The sequence below is a fragment of the Phenylobacterium sp. genome, assembly GCF_041920015.1.
GTDB lineage: Bacteria > Pseudomonadota > Alphaproteobacteria > Caulobacterales > Caulobacteraceae > Phenylobacterium.
Map to the genome: position 1 here is coordinate 42,489 of NZ_JAYRST010000011.1, position 17,590 is coordinate 60,078.

General features: G+C 68.0%; 12 protein-coding genes and 1 pseudogene. 6 read left to right on the forward strand and 7 right to left on the reverse strand.

Annotated features, from left to right (window positions below):
- Positions 1-244: 244 nt before the first annotated feature.
- Together ACE3TL_RS04140 and pepN are read right to left on the reverse strand one after the other, a co-directional pair.
- The gene (locus tag ACE3TL_RS04140) at positions 245-2,749 is read right to left on the reverse strand and encodes an ATP-binding protein (protein WP_374577462.1); all 2,505 of its coding nucleotides are present in this window, start codon (positions 2,747-2,749) and stop codon (positions 245-247) included.
- Positions 2,750-2,964: 215 nt separating this feature from the next.
- The gene (gene pepN, locus ACE3TL_RS04145) at positions 2,965-5,583 is read right to left on the reverse strand and encodes an aminopeptidase N (protein WP_374577463.1); all 2,619 of its coding nucleotides are present in this window, start codon (positions 5,581-5,583) and stop codon (positions 2,965-2,967) included.
- Between the two features lie 142 nt (positions 5,584-5,725).
- Here pepN and ACE3TL_RS04150 point away from each other — a divergent pair, with 142 nt between their 5' ends.
- Positions 5,726-6,376: an OmpW family protein gene (locus ACE3TL_RS04150; protein ID WP_374577464.1), complete on the forward strand. Its 651-nt coding sequence runs from the start codon at positions 5,726-5,728 to the stop codon at positions 6,374-6,376.
- 14 nt (positions 6,377-6,390) lie between these two features.
- Here the strand turns inward: ACE3TL_RS04150 and ACE3TL_RS04155 are convergent, their stop codons facing one another.
- The gene (locus ACE3TL_RS04155; protein WP_374577465.1) at positions 6,391-7,407 is read right to left on the reverse strand and encodes a LuxR C-terminal-related transcriptional regulator; all 1,017 of its coding nucleotides are present in this window, start codon (positions 7,405-7,407) and stop codon (positions 6,391-6,393) included.
- A 103-nt stretch (positions 7,408-7,510) separates the two neighbouring features.
- Between ACE3TL_RS04155 and ACE3TL_RS04160 the strand changes: the two genes are divergently transcribed.
- Positions 7,511-8,344 carry a PEPxxWA-CTERM sorting domain-containing protein gene (locus tag ACE3TL_RS04160; protein ID WP_374577466.1) on the forward strand — a complete coding sequence of 278 codons (834 nt, stop codon included), beginning with the start codon at positions 7,511-7,513 and terminating at the stop codon, positions 8,342-8,344.
- Positions 8,345-8,352: 8 nt separating this feature from the next.
- Here ACE3TL_RS04160 and ACE3TL_RS04165 read toward each other — a convergent pair whose 3' ends face one another.
- Positions 8,353-8,922 carry a hypothetical protein gene (locus ACE3TL_RS04165; RefSeq protein ID WP_374577467.1) on the reverse strand — a complete coding sequence of 190 codons (570 nt, stop codon included), beginning with the start codon at positions 8,920-8,922 and terminating at the stop codon, positions 8,353-8,355.
- A 146-nt stretch (positions 8,923-9,068) separates the two neighbouring features.
- On the opposite strand from ACE3TL_RS04165, the gene ACE3TL_RS04170 reads away from it, so the two are divergent.
- Entirely contained in the window at positions 9,069-10,190 is a 1,122-nt protein-coding gene (locus ACE3TL_RS04170; RefSeq protein WP_374577468.1) for an acyl-CoA dehydrogenase family protein, read from the forward strand.
- Between the two features lie 15 nt (positions 10,191-10,205).
- The gene (locus ACE3TL_RS04175; RefSeq protein WP_374577469.1) at positions 10,206-11,435 is read left to right on the forward strand and encodes an acyl-CoA dehydrogenase family protein; all 1,230 of its coding nucleotides are present in this window, start codon (positions 10,206-10,208) and stop codon (positions 11,433-11,435) included.
- A gap of 7 nt (positions 11,436-11,442) precedes the next feature.
- Here the strand turns inward: ACE3TL_RS04175 and ACE3TL_RS04180 are convergent, their stop codons facing one another.
- Positions 11,443-12,663: a glycosyltransferase gene (locus tag ACE3TL_RS04180; RefSeq protein WP_374577470.1), complete on the reverse strand. Its 1,221-nt coding sequence runs from the start codon at positions 12,661-12,663 to the stop codon at positions 11,443-11,445.
- Between the two features lie 94 nt (positions 12,664-12,757).
- The gene (locus tag ACE3TL_RS04185) at positions 12,758-14,524 is read right to left on the reverse strand and encodes a von Willebrand factor type A domain-containing protein (protein ID WP_374577471.1); all 1,767 of its coding nucleotides are present in this window, start codon (positions 14,522-14,524) and stop codon (positions 12,758-12,760) included.
- Positions 14,525-14,845: 321 nt separating this feature from the next.
- Between ACE3TL_RS04185 and ACE3TL_RS04190 the strand changes: the two are divergent.
- Positions 14,846-16,798 (forward strand): annotated as a pseudogene (locus tag ACE3TL_RS04190) (TonB-dependent receptor domain-containing protein); the annotation flags it as partial.
- 201 nt (positions 16,799-16,999) lie between these two features.
- Here the strand turns inward: ACE3TL_RS04190 and ACE3TL_RS04195 are convergent.
- On the reverse strand, positions 17,000-17,182 hold the full coding sequence (locus ACE3TL_RS04195) for a CsbD family protein (RefSeq protein ID WP_374535147.1): 183 nt from the start codon (positions 17,180-17,182) through the stop codon (positions 17,000-17,002).
- 181 nt (positions 17,183-17,363) lie between these two features.
- Here ACE3TL_RS04195 and ACE3TL_RS04200 point away from each other — a divergent pair.
- On the forward strand, positions 17,364-17,590 hold a 227-nt coding region (locus ACE3TL_RS04200; RefSeq protein ID WP_374577472.1), incomplete at its 3' end, for an ATP-binding cassette domain-containing protein.

A 17,590-nucleotide genomic window follows, 5' to 3' on the forward strand; every position in this document is an offset into this window, starting at 1 on the left:
GCGGGAGGCCGTAGTTCATATGTTTCGCGACTGCAACTCATTCTCATTATCGAATTATGGCGTCGCAAGCTTTTCAAGCGCCGGGTGTTGCGGCCAAGGCACAGCTTCGATCGCGCTTCCGCCGCCCCGCTTCGGTGGTCGGGACTTAGGGACATCCAGCCATAAGGCAGGGAGAAGTCACCTCAATCCGTTTGAATTTGTGGAGTTTTGTTCGCCGAGCCTTCAGGCGCGCCGACGGAGCGCCCTAGGCGGCGAAACCGCCCGCGCGGCGCGGATGTTCGGCCCCGCGTCGGACGGGGATGCTGAAGCTGACCAGCGTGCCTTCGCCAGGCGCGCTCTGCATGTCGAGCAGGCCGCCGTGCATTTCGACGAGAGATTTGGTGAGCGCCAAGCCTAGCCCCGTGCCCTGGGTGGTCTTGGAATGCTGATTCTCGACCTGTTCGAAGGGTTGGGCCAGCCGAACAAGATCGTCTTGCGCGATGCCGATTCCGGTGTCCTGCACGCTGACGCGGATGTGCTCGCCCAGGGGATCGCGGCCGCCTTCCGCACGCAGGGTGATGCGTCCGCCGCGAGGCGTGAACTTGATGGCGTTGGAAAGCAGGTTCAGCAGAATCTGCTTCAAGGCGCGGTAGTCCGCCTCGACCTCGGGCAGGTGCGGGAACTCGATCGACAGGCTGAGCCCGGCCGCCTCGGCGCGGTTGCGCACCAGCCGCACGGCGTCCTCGGCCACCTCTTCCAGTTCGAGCAGCTCGAACTTCAGGTTCATCTTGCCGGCCTCGATCTTCGACATGTCGAGGATGTCGTTGATCAGCGCCAGCAGATGCTGGCCTGAGGACAGGATGTCCTGTGCATAGCCCTTGTAGCGGGGATCGCCGAGCGAGCCGAACATCTCGCCGACCATGATCTCGGAGAAGCCGTTGATGGCGTTCAGCGGCGTGCGCAGCTCGTGGCTCATATTGGCGAGGAACTCGCTCTTGGCCTTGTTGGCGCCCTCGGCGCGGACCTTCTCCATCTCGTACTTGCGGGCCAGTTCGGAGAGCTGCTGCTGGCTGCGTTCGAGGTTGTCGACGACCTGGCGTAGCTTTTCCTCGTTCTGCCGGCGGGCTTCTTCCTGGGTCTTGATGGCGGTGATGTCGGCGGCGGTCATCACCAGCCCGCCCTCGGCCGTGCGCCGTTCGGAGATCTGAATCCAGCGACCGTCGGCGAGTTCGGCCTCGCGTACGCCGCGCCGTCCGTCCAGGCTCGGGGCTTCCTGCTGGATGGCGAGCTGGGCGAAGCGGTTGACCTCCTCGCGCGAGGCGCCCGGCTTCAGCAGCTTGGCTTCGAGCGAGAAGACCGTGCGGAAGTTCTGATTACACAGCAGCAGACGGCCGTGGCGGTCCCAAAGGACGAAGGCCTCCGAGACGCTTTCGATGGCGTCGCGCAGGCGGCTCTCGGCGGCCTGGGCCCGCGCCTGGGCCATCCGCTCCTCGGTGACGTCGAGGGCGACGCCGATGATGCGCGAATATCCCTCCTCGCCGGCGCGGCCGAAGGCCTGGCCGCGCGCGTCGATCCAGATCGGCCGCCCGCCCTGTGGGGAGGGGGCGCGGAACGAGACGTCGAAGCCGCCATAGATGGCGGCGGTCGACAGGGCCTGGCGGACCCGCTCGCGATGGTCGGGAGAGACCCGCTCCAGAACCTCCTGCCCGGAGACCACGCCGCCGCCGCCCCAGCCGAGGATCGCCCCGGTGACGTCGGACATGAACATCTGGTCGGTGGTGAGGTCCCATTCCCAGATGCCGCAGCGGGCGGCCTCGACCGCCAACCGGAAGCGATGCTCGGAATCGACGAAAGCCTGCTGGGCGCTCTCGACCTTGCGGCTCTGTATCAGGAGCAGCAGACCAAGGCCGAACGCTGCGGCCAGCGGCGCGATGAGCCAGATTATCTCGGAGGTGCTGGACGCCATCTCCTGGCGGCTCGATGGAGTGGCGGCGACCGCGATCAACGCCCCGCCGAGCGCGCTGCGACCGCTGAGGTCCATGCTGGAGCCGTCGGGGCGCGCTCCCTTGCTCAAGGCGTTCCTGAGAAGCTGGGGCGCGCCGACGCCGAACGCCGCCGCCAGCTCGCCTCCGGTCGGCGACACCATGCGTCCGTCCACCGCCGCCACCGCCTGGCCGGGCCCGAGCGCTGCGCCCAGGCGAACGGGATCGCCCAGGGCCACGATCCGGCGCGCGCCCTTGGCGGTCGGGAGCGTGACCGATACGGCGACCAGGCGCGTGGGCGCGTCGACCACACCGATCCAGAAGCCGTCCGGCCGCGAGCCGGCGCCCACCTCACGCCAATCGACGCCGGCGGCCTTGCCGGCCACGGCGATCGGGCCGCGCTCGTCGAGAATGGCGATGGCGCTGGCTGCGCCCCCAGCCGCGCTCAGTCCGGCCTCGGCCGCGTCCAGCGGCGGGTCTGGATGGCGCGCCAGAATCTCCCGGGCGACGAGCAGCCCGCCTTGCAGGGCCGCGCCCTCGGCGTCCAGGCGTGCGGCCAGCGCCTCGGCGCGGGCCGGCAGGAGCGCGTTCTCGGGCGTCGAAACCTGGGGCCGGCTGCCGATCCGCACGACCGCCACGGCCGTATAGATCGCCAGCAGCAGCAGGGTGGCGAGAATGACGATGCGGACGAAGCTCTGATTGGCGGCCAGGCCCCGCCCGGACGCCGCTACGCCACGCGGATGGCCTGGCCGCGATCCGGCCGTATCCTTGCCACCGCGTTTGGACAAAGTCCCACCGCTCCCCTGCGCCCTGATTCACCTTAACGGAGAGTCTACGCAAGGCCGCCGGTCGCGTCATCCGCAGACGTGGCTCGAGCGTGATCCATTTTCATCGAAACGGATCACGCTCGAATCTCTTGAATTTAGAGCATTTTCTCCGCCGAACCGGCGTCCGCTTCGGTGGAAAGCGCCCTGGGTGCGGCGTTTCGGATCAGGCAGGCTCGTCAGTCGGCCAGGGCCTTGGCGACGAGCTCGTGGACGTTCTTCGACAGGCCTTCGCTGGCGGCGATCCGCTCCAGTTCCTGCTTCATCAAGGCGCCTAGCTCGGGCTTGTAGCGCCGCCAGCCGCCCAGCGGGTCCACCAGCCGCGCGGCGGTCATCGGATTGAAGCTGTCGACCGCCAGGATCTGGTCGGCCAGGAAGCGATATCCCGCCCCGCTCGGGTCATGGAACCGGGCGGGGTTGAAGTTGGCGAAGGTCGAGACCAGCGCCCGCAGCCGATTGGGATTCTTCTGCTCGAAAGCGGGGTGCGCGGTCAGGCCCATGACCCGGCCAAGCGCGCTTTCGTCGGGATCGCGCGCCTGCAGGGCGAACCACTTGTCGATGACCAGGGGCTCGGATTTCCACCGCTGGAAGAAGTCGGCCAGGGCGTCCTCATAGGCCTGGCCGCCGATCAGCATCAGGGCCGAAAGCCCGCCCATGGCGTCGGTCATGTTGGCCGCGACGCGATAGTGGCCCTCCGCCAGCTCGGCGATCTCGGCCCGCGGATTGGCGGCCAGCAGGTCGAGGGCGGCGTTGCGCAGAGCGCGGCGGCCGGCGCTGGCGGCGTCGGGCGAGAACTCGCCCAGTTCCTGCAGGCCGATATGGATGCGCTTGAGGTCGTCGGTCAGGTGCAGGGCCAGCCTCTGGCGCAGGGCTTCGCGCGCTTCGTGGATCGCCGCCGGATCGGCCGGCTGGAGCGCCAGCGCCAGGTCCGGCTCGCTCGGCAGGGCCAGCAGCTGGGCCTTGAAGGCCGGGTCGCTGGCCTGGTCGGCCAGGGCGCGGCCCATCGCCTCGGCGAACCGCTCCTCGCCCACTTGGTCCGGGGCGCCCTTGGCGCGGGCGACGATCAGCGCCCGGGCGAGGTCCTGGCCCGCTTCCCAGCGATTGAAGAGGTCGGGATCGCTGGCCATCTGGACGTAGCGATCGGTCGGCCGCGCGTCGGTGGAGAGGCCGATGGGGGCGGAGAAGCCGCGGAAGGCCGAGATCACCGGCCGGGAATCGACGCCGGTCAGAGTGAACGCGGCGCTTTCCCCGTCCAGCACCACCAGGGTCTCGTCCACGGCGACGCCGTCGCGTTCGAAGGCGAGGGTGCGGCCCTCGCCGTCCAGCAGGCCCAGCACGACCGGGATCGGCAGCGGCTGCTTGGTCGGCTGGCCAGGGGTGGGCGGCGTCTTCTGCGACAGCTCGACGGTCAGGGTCCGCGCTTCCTCGTCATAGCTGTGCTTCAGCTCGACCCGCGGCGTGCCGGCCTGTTCGTACCAGGCGAAGAAGTCGGAGAGGTCGCGCCCCGTCACGTCGGCGAAGCACTGGATGAACGCCTCGACCGTCGTGGCGTGGCCGTCCCAGCGTTCGAAATAGAGGTCCATGCCCTCGCGGAACTTCTCGGCCCCGATCAGGGTCTTGAGCATCCGGATGACCTCGGCGCCCTTCTCGTAGATCGTGGCGGTGTAGAAGTTGTCGATCTTCAGATAGCTGGAGGGGCGGACCGGGTGGGCGAGCGGACCCTGGTCCTCGGGGAACTGGCGCGCGCGCAGGGCCTTGACGTCCTTGATCCGCTGGACCGCGTGGCCGCGCATGTCGGCCGAGAAGCTCTGGTCGCGGAAGACCGTCAGGCCTTCCTTCAGGCAGAGCTGGAACCAGTCGCGGCAGGTGATCCGGTCGCCGGTCCAGTTGTGGAAGTATTCGTGCGCCACCACGCTCTCGATCCGCTCGTAATCTAGGTCGGTGGCGGTCGCCGGATCGGCCAGCAGCAGCGAGGAGTTGAAGATGTTCAACCCCTTGTTCTCCATGGCCCCGAAGTTGAAGTCGCGCACGGCGACGATCATGAAGAGGTCCAGGTCGTACTCGCGGCCGAAGGCTTCCTCGTCCCACTTCATCGAGCGCTTGAGGGCGTCCATGGCGTAGGCCGCCCGCGGCGCCATGCCGGGATCGACGAAGATCTTCAGCTCGACCGTGCGGCCGGTCATGGTGACGAGGTTGTCCTCCAGCACGTCGAGCTCGCCGCCGACCAGGGCGAACAGATAGGCGGGCTTGGGGAACGGGTCGTTCCAGACCGCGTAGTGGCGGCCGTTCGGCAGGTCGCCGGCCTCCATCAGATTGCCGTTCGACAGCAGGTGGCGGACGGCCTTGTCGGCCTCGATGCGCACCGTGAAGCGCGACAGCACGTCGGGCCGGTCGGGATACCAGGTGATCTTGCGGAAGCCCTCGGCCTCGCATTGGGTGCAGAAGCGGCCGCCGGACATGTAGAGGCCTTCCAGCGCCTTGTTGTTCTCCGGGTCGATCTCGACCTCGGTCTCCAGGCTGAAGGCGTCCGGAACGCCGGGAATGGTCAGGAACTCCGCATCGATCGCGCGCTCGGCGTCTTCCAGCGCCCGGCCGTCGATCGCCACCGAGACCGGCTTCAACCGCTCGCCGTTGAGGACCAGGGGCTGGTCGTGGTCGCCGTTGCGGCGAACGCTCAGGCGGGCCTTCACCCGGGTCGTGTTGGGCGCTAGGTCGAAGGCGAGGCGGACCTCGTCGATCAGGAAGGCGGGCGGGGCGTAGTCGGCGAGCCGGATCGGCTGGGGCGTTTCAGTGCGCATGGCTGGCATTTAGCCACGGCCGGCGGGGACCGCCAGGGCGGCGATGCGCGAAGGGCCGGGATTTGCGCTCGGTCAAAGCGTGGCCGTGGGGGCGGGTGCATATCCGCCTTGGCAATAGCCGTAACAAAAATGGGGATAATTCATGAGCGCCTATCGTTTCGCCGCCTTCGCGGGCCTGGCCGCCGCCTGCCTGGCCGGGACGGCCTCGGCCCAGGACTTCCAGCCCAAGCAGAAGGGCGTCCTGATGCTCAATGTGCGCGCGACCGGCGTGCTGACCGATGCGGACGGCGCGATCAAGACCGCGGCTGGCGCCGACAGCGGGCTGAAGGCCAAGGTCGGGGACGACGTCATGCCGACCATCGGCCTGACCTACTTCCTGACCGACCACGTCGCGGTCGAGGCCATCGCCGGCACGACTCAGCACGAGGTCAAGGCGGTCGGGCCGGGAACCGATATCGCAGTCCACAAGACCTGGGTCCTGCCGCCGGTGGTCTCGCTGCAGTACCACTTCGCGCCCGAGGCCAAGGTCAGCCCCTATGTGGGCGCGGGGATCAACTACATGCTGTTCTACAGCGGCAAGGACAAGAACGGCTTCAAGGTCGATATCGACGACGGCTTCGGCTACGCGCTGCAGGCAGGCGTGGACGTCGCGCTCAAGGACCGCTGGAGCGCCAATCTGGACGTGAAGAAGGTGTTCTTCGAGACCGACGCCAGCGTCAATAACGGGGCGCTGAAGACCAAGGTGAAGCTCGATCCGTGGGTGGTCTCGGCGGGCGTCGGCTACAAGTTCTAACCCTCGCCCTGATTCTAACCCTCTCCTGGGCTGGTTCCAGGCGCCTTGGCGTCCGGCGGAAACAGCCGCGCCAGCTCGGTCTTCGAATGGATGTCGAGCTTGCGATAGATCGAGGCGAGCTGGTTGCGCACGGTGGCCGGGCTGACTCCCAGCTCGGCCGCCACATCGCGATTCGAGCGGCCTCCGGCGAACAGGTGGGCGACCTTCGACTCCGCGGAGGTCAGCCCGTCGTCGCCGAGGCGTCGCGCCGACAAGACATGGCGCCCTTCGCCGCGGATCAGGCGGAATTCCAGGTGGCCGGCTCGCGCGACTCCGTCGCGCAAGGCCCGAGCCGCGTCGGGCGGCAGTCGCGGTCCTGTCCAGTGGGGGAAGGCGGCCCGCAACAGCTCGCTGAACCGCGCTTCGACCGCACACAGCAGTCCCTGGTCGTCGATCACCGCCTGTCCGCTGGCGCCGAACTCGGCCGGATTGCCGGTTTCGTAGCGGTGCAGGGCCTGGCGCTGGCGCCAGGCGGTGGTCAAGTGCGGCAGCAGCAGCTCCAGCCGCGCGACCTCCTCGTCGGTGAACGGCGCATCGGGATCGTTGCGGAACAGGAATAGAAGCTCGCCCAGGTCGCGGACCTGGTCGGCCTCCACCACCCCCAGCGCGTGTTCCAATCCCGAGGGGCGGCAGAACTGCAGATAGATGGCCGACTGGCGGAAGTCGGCCAGGGGAACGATGTCCTCGTTGCGGAACGCCTTGCCCGGCGCAGCCACCACCGCGGCGCGCACGAAGTCCCTGTCCTGCCAATGGGCGACATAGTCCATCAGCATCTCGGGCCGATGGTTCAGCAGCGAGACGCTGTGCATGGTGTTGCTGCTGTAGGCGCCGGAGGCCCAGACGCCGGACGTGAAGGGGATGGCCGTGCGCACCCTGGCCAGGGTGCGTTCCTTGAAGTCGGCGAACGGCAATTCCAGCACGCCGGCATAGATGTGGGCGATCAGCGCGTTCACCGCGCCGCCGGCGGTTTCAATGTCGCCGGTGAAGGCCACCCATCCTCCATTTCATAGCGCATTTGCACTATTGAGCCGTCCATGGCCGGCTCGCAATATCTTTGCACAGAGGCCGTTCCGCGCCTCGCTCGGGAGGACGGATATGAAGGTCGGATTGCTTGGAGCGGCCGCTGCGCTGGCGTTGATGTCGTCGCCGGCCTTGGCCACGACGATCGTGTTCAACGATTTCAGCTCGACGGCGGGATTGAAGTTGAATGGAGCGGCGGCGGCGGCGAACGATGGTGCGCGCCAGGTGCTGCGGGTCACGCCGTCCAACTACAACCAGGCCGGATCGGTGTTCAGCACCAGCCCGATCACGCTCGGCGCGGACGTGAGTTTCTCGACCCGCTTCACCTTCAACTTCAACCACCAGCTCGGCGGCGGCGCGGACGGGATCGTCTTCACGGTCCAGACGAATTCCAACGATGTCGGCGGCGCAGGCGGCGGCATCGGCTACCAAGGCATAGCCAACAGCGTCGGGATCGAGTTCGATAACTGGTACAATGCGGGCTACGATCCGGACGCCAACCATGTCGGCATCGACCTGAACGGCAACATCACCTCGGTGCTCTGGACTACCTCGCCCTTCGTCCTCGACGCCGGCCAGGACCTGACCGCTTGGGTCGATTATAACGGCGCGACGAACCTGCTCGAGGTGCGCCTGGCCAGCAGCAACATACGCCCGGTCGCCGCGCTGCTGTCCCACACTGTCAATCTCGCGGCCGTGCTGGGCACGCCCGACGCCTTTGTCGGGTTCACCTCCGGCACCGGCGCGGCGGCGGCGAACCACGACATCGTCAATTGGGAGTTCCGCTCGACCTATTCGCCGATCACCGGCGGGGTGCCGGAGCCTGCGACCTGGGCGATGATGATCGTCGGCTTCGGCATGGTGGGCGGCCTTGCGCGCCGCCGTGGCGCGGTCCAGCGCCTGGCCTGAGCCCGGCGTCAGGCCACCTTGGCCCGGGCGGGAACTGGATTCGCGCTCGGGGCCTCGCGGAAGTGCCGGTCCAGCTTGGCGAATTCCTCGGCGATCCGCTGCAGTTCGGGCGGTGGATCGCCGGCGCTTTCGTCGACCAGCTTCACCAGGGCGCGGCCCAGGGCCAGCATTCGGGGCGCGCAGGTGATGAGCCGCGCCTGGAATTCGATCTTGTGCGGATCGCGGTCGTATTCGGCGCCCGGCACCCGCCATCCGCCCCAGTCAGCCGCATCGGTCACCACGACCGGATAGGTTCCCGGATAGGGATGGTGGCCGCTGTCGTCCTCGGTCTGCCACTTGTTGCGGGCGCGCAGCAGCCGCCAGGGCGGCGCGCCGTCCCCGACCGCCTCGGCGCCGCTGTCTTGCTCGGGCTTCAGTTCGTGCGCCAGGAACTCCCGGCCCAGGCCGACATCGTAGGTGACGCGCACCGGCTCGTCGAAGCCGCGGGCCCAGATCGGCACGATCTTTTCCACGCTGGCCCAGACGCCGACGCTCTCGACCCAGACCTTCTGGTTCCTCTGGAATATCGCCTTGGCCATGCGCGCGCCTTTTCGAGCCCTCGGTCCAGCGGCCCATAAGACCCCGAAATTCTTGACGTGAGGTCAATCTTTCCAAGGCGCGCGCGACGCGTATGGTGCCGCAAAGACGTATCGAACCAGCCGGACCAACGGCGGAATGGGCGGAAATGAATTTCGACTTTTCAGACGACCAGAAGTTCCTGAAGAACGAGGCGCGCAAGTTCCTCCAGGCCAATTGCCCGACCTCGCAGGTCCGCAAGGTGCTGGACGACGACGGCAAGGCCTATGATGCGGACCTGTGGAAGCAGGTGGCGGCCCAGGGCTGGCTCGGCGCCGCCATTCCCGAGGCGCATGGCGGCCTTGGCCTCGGCCATCTCGAACTCTGCGTGATCGCCGAAGAACTGGGGCGCGCGGTCGCGCCCATCCCCTTCGCCTCGACCGTCTATTTCCTGGCCGAGGCGATCATGCTGGCCGGCAGCGACGAGCAGAAGGCCGAGCTGTTGCCGAAGATCGCCGCCGGCGAGGTGATCGGGGCGGTGGCGACCTCCGAAGGCCCCGGCGTGCTGACCCCGGCCGCCCTGCAGGCCAGCGTTTCGGACGGCAAGCTGACCGGCGTGAAGATTCCGGTCACCGACGGCGACATCGCCACGGTCGCCCTGGTGCTGGCCAGGGAGAACGGCAAGCCGGGTCTGTTTCTCGCCGATCTCGGCGGCGGTTCGGTGAGCCGTGAAGTGGTCAAGACGCTCGACCCGACCCGCGATGCGGCCAAGCTGACCTTCAAGGACACGCCCGTCCGCCGGATCGGGAACGCCGGCGAGGGGTTCGAACTGCTGGAGCAGATCTTCGACCGCGCCGCCGTGCTGCTGGCCTTCGAACAGACCGGCGGCGCCGACCGTTGTCTGGAAATGGCCAAGGAATATGCGTTGGAGCGCTACGCCTTCGGCCGGGTCATCGCCTCGTACCAGGCGATCAAGCACAAACTCGCCGACATGTACGTGAAGAACGAGCTGTCGCGGTCGAACGCCTATTACGGCGCCTGGGCGCTCAACACGAATGCGCCCGAACTGCCGGTGGCCGCCAGCGCCGCGCGCATCGCCGCCAGCGAAGCCTTCTGGTTCGCCTCCAAGGAAAACATCCAGACCCACGGGGGCATCGGCTTCACCTGGGAAATGGATTGCCACCTCTATTACCGGCGCTCGCGCCAGCTTTCGCTCGTGGCCGGCGCGCCGCGGGTCTGGAAGGAGCGTCTCGTCAGCCACCTCGAACGCCGCAACGTCGAAGCCGCCTGAGGGGAGAGCAGGATCATGGATTTCAACGACACCCCCGAAGAAGCCGCCTACCGCGCCCAGGTCCGCGAATGGCTCGCCGCCAACGCGCCCAAGAAGCGTGAAGCATCGTCCGATCCCGAAGGCGGCGACGGTATGGCCGCGTCCAAGGCCTGGCAGGCCAAGAAGGCGGCCGCCGGCTACGCCTGCATCACCTGGCCCAAGGAATGGGGCGGGCAGGGCGGGACGCCCGTCCAGCAGGTGATCTTCAACCAGGAAGAAGCCAAGCATCCGATTCCGGGCAATCCGTTCCAGATCGGCTTGGGCATGTGCCTGCCGACGGTGATGACCTTCGCCGACGAGGAGACCAAGAAGCGCTTCGTCGGGCCGGCGATCCGCGGCGAGGAGATCTGGAGCCAGCTCTTTTCCGAACCGTCCGGCGGCTCGGACGTGGCCGCCTCGCGCACCAAGGCCGAGCGAGTGGACGACGGCTCCGGCGACTGGATCATCAACGGCCAGAAGGTGTGGACCACCGGCGCCCAGTTCTCCGACTACGGCATTGTAATCGTTCGGACAAATCCTGATGTGCCGAAGCACAAGGGCCTGACCATGTTCTGGCTCGACCTCAAGGACCCGGGGGTCGAGGTCAAGCCGATCCACCAGATGTCGGGCGGGTCGGGCTTCAACGAGGTGTTCTTCACCAATGTCCGGGTGAAGGACAGCCAGCGGCTGGGCGCCGAGGGCGAGGGCTGGAAGGTCAGCCTGGTCACCCTGATGAACGAGCGGCTGGCCGTCGGCGGCGCCTCGGGCGCGGGCTGGAGCCAGTTCATGGACGTCGCGCGCAAGACGCCGAGCCATGACGGCGCCACCGCCCTGACCGATCAGGCCCTGCGCGAGAAGCTGGCCGACTGGTACGTCCAGGCCGAGGGACTGAAGCACACCCGCAACCGGACCATGACCGCGCTCTCGCGCGGCCAGACGCCGGGGCCGGAAAGCTCGATCGGCAAGATCATCTCGGCGGTCCAGATGCAGGACCTGGCCAATGCGGCCATCGAGATGCTGGATCAGTATGGGATCATCAACGATCCAGACCTGGCCCCGCTGCACGGCGCCTTCCACTCGTCGGTGATGTTCGCGCCGGGCCTGCGCATCGCCGGCGGCACCGACGAGATCCTGAAGAACATCATCGCCGAACGCGTGCTGGGCCTGCCCGGCGACATCCGTGTCGACAAGGACGTGCCCTTCAAGGACATGCCGACGGGCCGCTGATCAAGCTTCAGGCTCGCAGCGCCGTCGGGTGACCGGCGGCGCTGCGAGCCACCAGTTCTCCGTAGAGCCGGGTCAGGCCCTCGAAGGTCGTGTCCCAGCGGTGCCGCTGCTCGGCGCGGCGGCGCGCGGCCGCTCGGATCGGCGCCAGGTCGCGCGCGAACAGCGCCTCGATCGCTTCCGCCATGCCGGCCGGATTGACGCTGTGGGCGCGCTGGCCCACCTGCTCGTCGATCAGTTCGGCGATGCCGCCGCGCGAGGGGCCGACCACCGGCAGGCCCGCGGCCAGGGCTTCCAGCACCACTAGGCCGAACGGCTCGTTCTCGTTGGCGTGCACCAGGGCGTCGCAGCTGGCGATCGTCGCGGCCAGGCGCTCGGGATCGCGTTCGTAGCCCAGCGGGATCACCCGCGGCGAATAGTGGGCGTCCTTGCCCGCCCCGACCAGCAGCAGCCGATAGGGCTCGCCCAGGCGTTCGACCGCGCAGATCAGGCTGTCGATGTTCTTCTCGCGCGCCGGGCGGCCGGCGAACACCAGCAGGCGCGTCGAGGGCGGCAGGCCGAGCCGGCGCTTCAGCCGGGCAGGATCGGCGCGCGAGGGGTGGAAGAGCTCGGTGTCGACGCCCAACGGCTGCACGCTGACCTTCTCGACGCCGGCTTCGCCCAGACGCTGGGCGATGTGACGGCTGGGCGCCACCACCCGGTCGAACTGCTGGAAGATCGCCGCCCAGTGCTTCATGGCCGGCGCCTGCGCCCATTCGCCGAAATGCAGGGCCGCCAGCGCCGCCGCATCGGTGTGGCAGAAGCCGACCACGGGAACGCCCAGGGCCTCGCCAGCCTCCAGGGCCGCATGGCCGGGCACGAACATGTCGCCAGCCTCGATGATGTCGGGCTCCAGCATCCGCAGCACCGTCTCCCACTTGGCGGTGAGGGCCGGCATCCGATAGCCGTCGCCGAAGGGCAGGCGGGCGGCCGCGACCGAGACGATCCCAGGTGCGGCGAGGCCGGTGACTGCGCCCGGCACCACCATGGTGTGGCTGATGTCGGGCCGGCGGCGAGCCAGCCAGTCGCGCTTCTGATGCAGATAGCGCTTCACCCCGCCGGAGCGGGGCGCGTACATCATGGTGGTGTCGATGAGGTGGAAGCCGAGACGGCCCGGCGCCCCGAAATGCGGTGCTTCGGTCGGGTCCAGGCGGATGAGATTTTGGGTACGCGAGTCGGTGACGTCGAACACTCGCCGCCTCCCTGGTTTACGACCCTGAGCAAACGAACGGAACGCCGGTTTGGTTCTGGCCGGCGCTCCCCTCCCACACGAAAAATCCGCGCGTTCAGTCGCTCATCGGCGGGGCGTCGGCGGCGGCTCGGGTCAGTTGCACGAACTCGGCCCGCAGGCCGAAGGGGTCGTCGCCGCGCGCGCCCTGGGCCAGGCGCGTGATTTCGCTCCAGCCGAAGCCCGAATCGATCCGCGGATCGTTCTTGAGAAGCTGGCCAAAGCCCGCCACGGCCAGCGCCCAGCGCGTGGCCTCTGGCGCGGCGGAGACGCTGGCATAGGCGTCGCCAGGCCCGATCGGCCGTTCGATCAGCCGCGAGGCCGGCTGGCCGGGCAGTTTGTAGCGGATCTTCAGATAGGCCAGTTCGCGGGCGAGGCCCGGCGCGGCCTCGGGCCGGGCGCTCCGATAGCGCAGCGGATCGCTCGAGGGCCGCGCCCCGACCGGGGTGATCTCGTAGAGCGCCGTCACCGAGGCCTTCGATCCGACCTCGCCGGCGTCGACCTGATCGTTGTTGAAATCCTCGCGCGCCAGCATCCGGGTCTCGTAGCCGATCAGCCGGTACTCGCTGACCGCCGCCGGATTGAACTCGACCTGGATCTTCACGTCGTCGGCGATCGGGAACAGCGAGGAGGAGAAGTCGTCGCGCAACAGCTTCCGCGCCTCGTTCAGCGAGTCGATATAGGCCGCCGTCCCGTTTCCGTTCTGGGCCAGGGTCTGCATCATCACGTCGTTGTAGTTGCCGCGCCCGAAGCCGTAGACGGACAGGTAGATGCCGTCCTTGCGACGCTGGGCGACCAGGTCCTTCAGCTTGGCGGGATCGGCCACGCCGACATTGAAGTCGCCGTCGGTCAGCAGGATCACCCGGTTCACCGCGTCCTTGGCGAAGTTCTGCCGCGCCAGGTCGTAGGCGAGGGTCAGGCCCTGGCCGCCGGCGGTCGATCCGCCGGCCTGCAAGGCGCCGAGCGCGCAGCGCACCTTCAGCCGGTTGCGCCCGTCGGTGGGGGCCAGGACCGCGCCCGCAGATCCGGCATAGGCGACGATCGCGACCCGGTCCTGCGGCCGAAGCTGGTCGACCAGCAGGTTCAGCGACTTGATCGCCAGCGGCAGACGATCCTCGCCCCACATCGAGCCGGAGGTGTCGACCAGGAACACCAGGTTCAGCGGCGGCTGCTGGGCGCGCGGCGTGTCATAGCCCTGCAGCCCGATATGCACGATTTGCCGGTCCTGCGACCAGGGGGAGGGCGTCACGGCCACGAACGGTCGGAACGGCTGGGCGCGGTCCGTCGGTTTCGGATAGCCGTAGTCGAAATAGTTCACCATCTCCTCGACCCGCACGGCGTCGGCGGGCGGGCGCCGGCCATCGTTCAGGAACCGGCGCGCATTGGCGTAGGAGGCGGTGTCGACGTCGACCGAGAAGGTGGAGACCGGCTCCTGCGCCACCTGCTTGATCGGATTGGCCTGGGCGCTCGGATAGCGCTCGGTCTCCGCCGGCCGCTGGGGATAGGGCGTGGGCGCGGGGCGAACGCTGCTGCCGAAAACGGCCAACTCCTCGACGCGGGCGGCGTCGGCGCGAGGAGCGGACTTCTGCACCGCCGGAACCGGAAGCGGCGGGGGCGGCGCAGGAGGCGCATAGGCGCGCCCCGCGAGCCTTTCTCGGTCCCGCAGGCCCGCGCTTGGAAAGCCCAGCGCCTCGCAGGCCGCCGGCGTGGGCGCGCCGTCGCGCACGACCGGTTGGGCCACGACCGGCGCAACCGGCCCCGATGCGGCGACGAGGCCCGCAATCCCGAGGATGGAGGTCTTACGCAAAGCCTGATGCACTGACATGGCGAACCTCGCTGTCTTTCCCGAACATGGCCCAGCTTGCCGCGCAGCCTGGGGCGAAATCTCGGCGCGATCGCGGCCCGCGCGCGGCATCACATCCCCGTTTGTTCATGAGAATAGGTCGCAGAAGCGATTGCATCTGCGGAGACATGTGTTAGTGCGACCGAGTTGCAAAAGCTTGAGCTTAAGGGGATTGCCTTGATTACGCCGATTGCCCGCGCCCTGATGCGGACCAGCGCGGGTGTTTGTCTCGCCTTTTCGGGCGGCGCCGCCTTCGCCGAAGCCGAGAGCGAAGATCGTCACAAGGCGCCGGCCGCCCATGCGATGAGCGTCGCCAGCGCCGGGGTGGACGCGAGCGACAGCGCGGTCGATCTCGAAGGCGTCGTCGTCACCGCCGCCGGCTTCGAGCAGAAGATCGTCGACGCCCCGGCCAGCGTCACGGTGCTCTCGCGGACCGAACTGCAGGAGATGCGTGCGACCAATCTGGCCGAGGTGCTCTCCACCGTCGAAGGCGTCGATGTCGGCGGCTCGGTCGGCAAGACCGGCGGTCTCAACATCAACATCCGCGGCATGGGCAGCGACTACACGCTGATCCTGGTCGACGGCCGCCGCCAGAACACCGCCGGCAGCGTCACGCCGAACGGCTTTGGTGAAACCTCGACCAGCTTCCTGCCGCCGGTCAGCGCCATCGAGCGCATCGAGGTGGTGCGCGGCCCGGTCTCGACCCTCTACGGTTCGGACGCCATGGGCGGCGTCGTCAACATCATCACCCGTAAGGTCGGCGAGCGCTGGGGCGGCTCGGTCACCCTCGACGGCACGATCCAGGGCGACGACGAGTTCGGCGACATCCATGGCGGCAACCTCTACGCCAGCGGACCGCTGGTCCCGGGGCTGGTCGGCCTGACGCTGCGCGGCTCGTTCGTCGACCGCCAAGCCTCGACCCTGACCTTCGAGAACGTCAACGGCGTGCAGACCCCGGTCTCCGGCTTCGGCCGCAGCCCGACCAAGAGCGAGGTCCGCGGCTATGGCGGCCGACTGAGCTGGACCCCGGTCGAAAGCATGGACTTCTGGCTGGACGCCGACGTCAACACCCAGTGGTACGACAACTCCAAGGGCCAGATGGGCACCAACACCCTGGCCGGCGGCTACGCCAACGCCCTGGAGTTCAACCGCGAGCAGTACGCCCTGGCGCACAACTGGCGCCTGCCGTTCGGCGTGCTGGAGAGTAACCTCTCGCGCGGGATCACCGAGACCAAGGGCCGGATCATTCCGCCCGGCGTCGCCGGCGCGGGTGGCCCGCGGACCCTGGAATCGACCAACACCATCTTCGACACCAAGTTCTACTCGCAATGGCGCAACCACACCTTCACCGTGGGCGGCCAGTATTGGGACGCCGAGATGGTCGACGGCGTCGCGCCGAGCGCCTTCGAGCACCAGCAGTGGGCGGTCTACGCCGAGGACGAATGGCGCTTCACCGACAGCCTGGCCCTGACCGTCGGCGCCCGGCATGACGATCACAGCAAGTTCGGCGGTCATTTCAGCCCGCGCGCCTATCTGGTCTGGAACGCGAACGAGCATTGGACGGTGAAGGGCGGCGTCAGCCAGGGCTTCAAGACCCCGCGGCTGGAACAACTGGCCAGCGGCATCAACGGCTTCGGCGCCCAGGGGCGCCTGCCGCTGCTCGGCACCCCGACCCTGACGCCGGAAACCAGCACCAGCAGCGAGATCGGCGTCTATTACGACAGCCTGGAAGGCTTCTCGGCGAACCTCACGGTCTTCGACAACCAGTTCAAGGACAAGATCTCGACGGGCCAGCCGGTCGCCAACTGCAGCGCCGGCATGACCCTGGCCCAGTACAACTCCGGGGCCGGTCGCCCGGCCGGCTGCGTCGATGTCGGCTTCTTCCCCGGCTATCCGACCTTCGGCCAGAGCGTGAACATCGACGAAGCGGTCACCCGCGGCGTCGAGATCGCGATGCGCCTGCGCTTCCTGGAGGCCTGGACCCTCAACGGCAACTACACCTACACCGACAGCGAGCAGAAGAGCGGCGCGTCCGCCGGCCAGAAGCTGACCGACACGCCCGAGCACATGGTCAACGCCGACCTGCGCTGGCGCGCCACCGACCGGCTGACCGCCTGGCTGCGCGGCGAGTACCGCAGCGAGCGGTTCCGCAGCGATGCGACCGCCCGCGCCGCCCTGGGCGACTTCAAGGCCTACAGCCTCTTCCACGTCGGCGGGTCGTTCCAGGTGACCGAGCGCGTGACGGTCAACGCCACGATCTACAACCTGCTCAACAAGGACTTCGTGCGCCTGCTGCCCTACGGCTCGCCGGTCTCCTACGGGGCCGAATATACCAACAACCAGGAGCCGCGGCGCCTATGGCTGTCGGTGAAGGTCGACTTCTCGAATCTTCCGCCGAACCGGCATGACGAAGGCCGCGCCCTGGGGGGCGCGGCCTTCGACGTTCTGGGGCGCCGGTTAGCGCTTCAATGCGTCGCGTGCGGCGTCCTTCAGGTCGCCGACGCCCTTCTGGACCTTGCCGCCCAGCTTCTCGGCGGCGCCCTCGGCCTCCAGCTTCTCGTTGCCGGTCGCCTTGCCGACGGCCTGCTTGATCGAGCCGGCGGCTTCTTTGGCGGCGCCCTTGATGGTGTCCTTGTGCATGACGAGCTCCTCTGACGTGTCGGCAGAGAGTACGCGGGGAGGGGCCGAACGGTTCCGAAGCCTGGCTTGAGGGCCGCGCAAAGGCTAGGCGGACACTCGCAACATTGCGCCGAGGGCTGGCGGCGGCTATCTCCCTCCCCGAATTCCCTGATCTTTTCGGCAGAGCGAGCGCGGACGCCTCATGGCGCAGCAGTATATTTTCCAGATGCAGGGCCTGACCAAGGCCTATCCCGGCGGCAAGAAGGTGTTCGAGAACATCTGGCTGTCGTTCTACTCCGACGCCAAGATCGGCGTGGTCGGGGTCAACGGCTCGGGTAAGTCGACCCTGCTGAAGATCATGGCCGGGATCGACAAGGAGTTTAACGGCGAGGCCAAGGCCGCCGACGGCGTGAAGATGGGCTACCTGGA

Coding starts and splice junctions, on each gene's coding strand:
- ACE3TL_RS04195 (WP_374535147.1), bottom strand. CDS start 17,182: ATGCACAAGGACACCATCAAGGGCGCCGCCAAAGAAGCCGCCGGCTCG.
- ACE3TL_RS04165 (WP_374577467.1), bottom strand. CDS start 8,922: ATGGCCAAGGCGATATTCCAGAGGAACCAGAAGGTCTGGGTCGAGAGC.
- pepN (WP_374577463.1), bottom strand. CDS start 5,583: ATGCGCACTGAAACGCCCCAGCCGATCCGGCTCGCCGACTACGCCCCG.
- ACE3TL_RS04150 (WP_374577464.1), top strand. CDS start 5,726: ATGAGCGCCTATCGTTTCGCCGCCTTCGCGGGCCTGGCCGCCGCCTGC.
- ACE3TL_RS04160 (WP_374577466.1), top strand. CDS start 7,511: ATGAAGGTCGGATTGCTTGGAGCGGCCGCTGCGCTGGCGTTGATGTCG.
- ACE3TL_RS04175 (WP_374577469.1), top strand. CDS start 10,206: ATGGATTTCAACGACACCCCCGAAGAAGCCGCCTACCGCGCCCAGGTC.
- ACE3TL_RS04170 (WP_374577468.1), top strand. CDS start 9,069: ATGAATTTCGACTTTTCAGACGACCAGAAGTTCCTGAAGAACGAGGCG.
- ACE3TL_RS04185 (WP_374577471.1), bottom strand. CDS start 14,524: ATGTCAGTGCATCAGGCTTTGCGTAAGACCTCCATCCTCGGGATTGCG.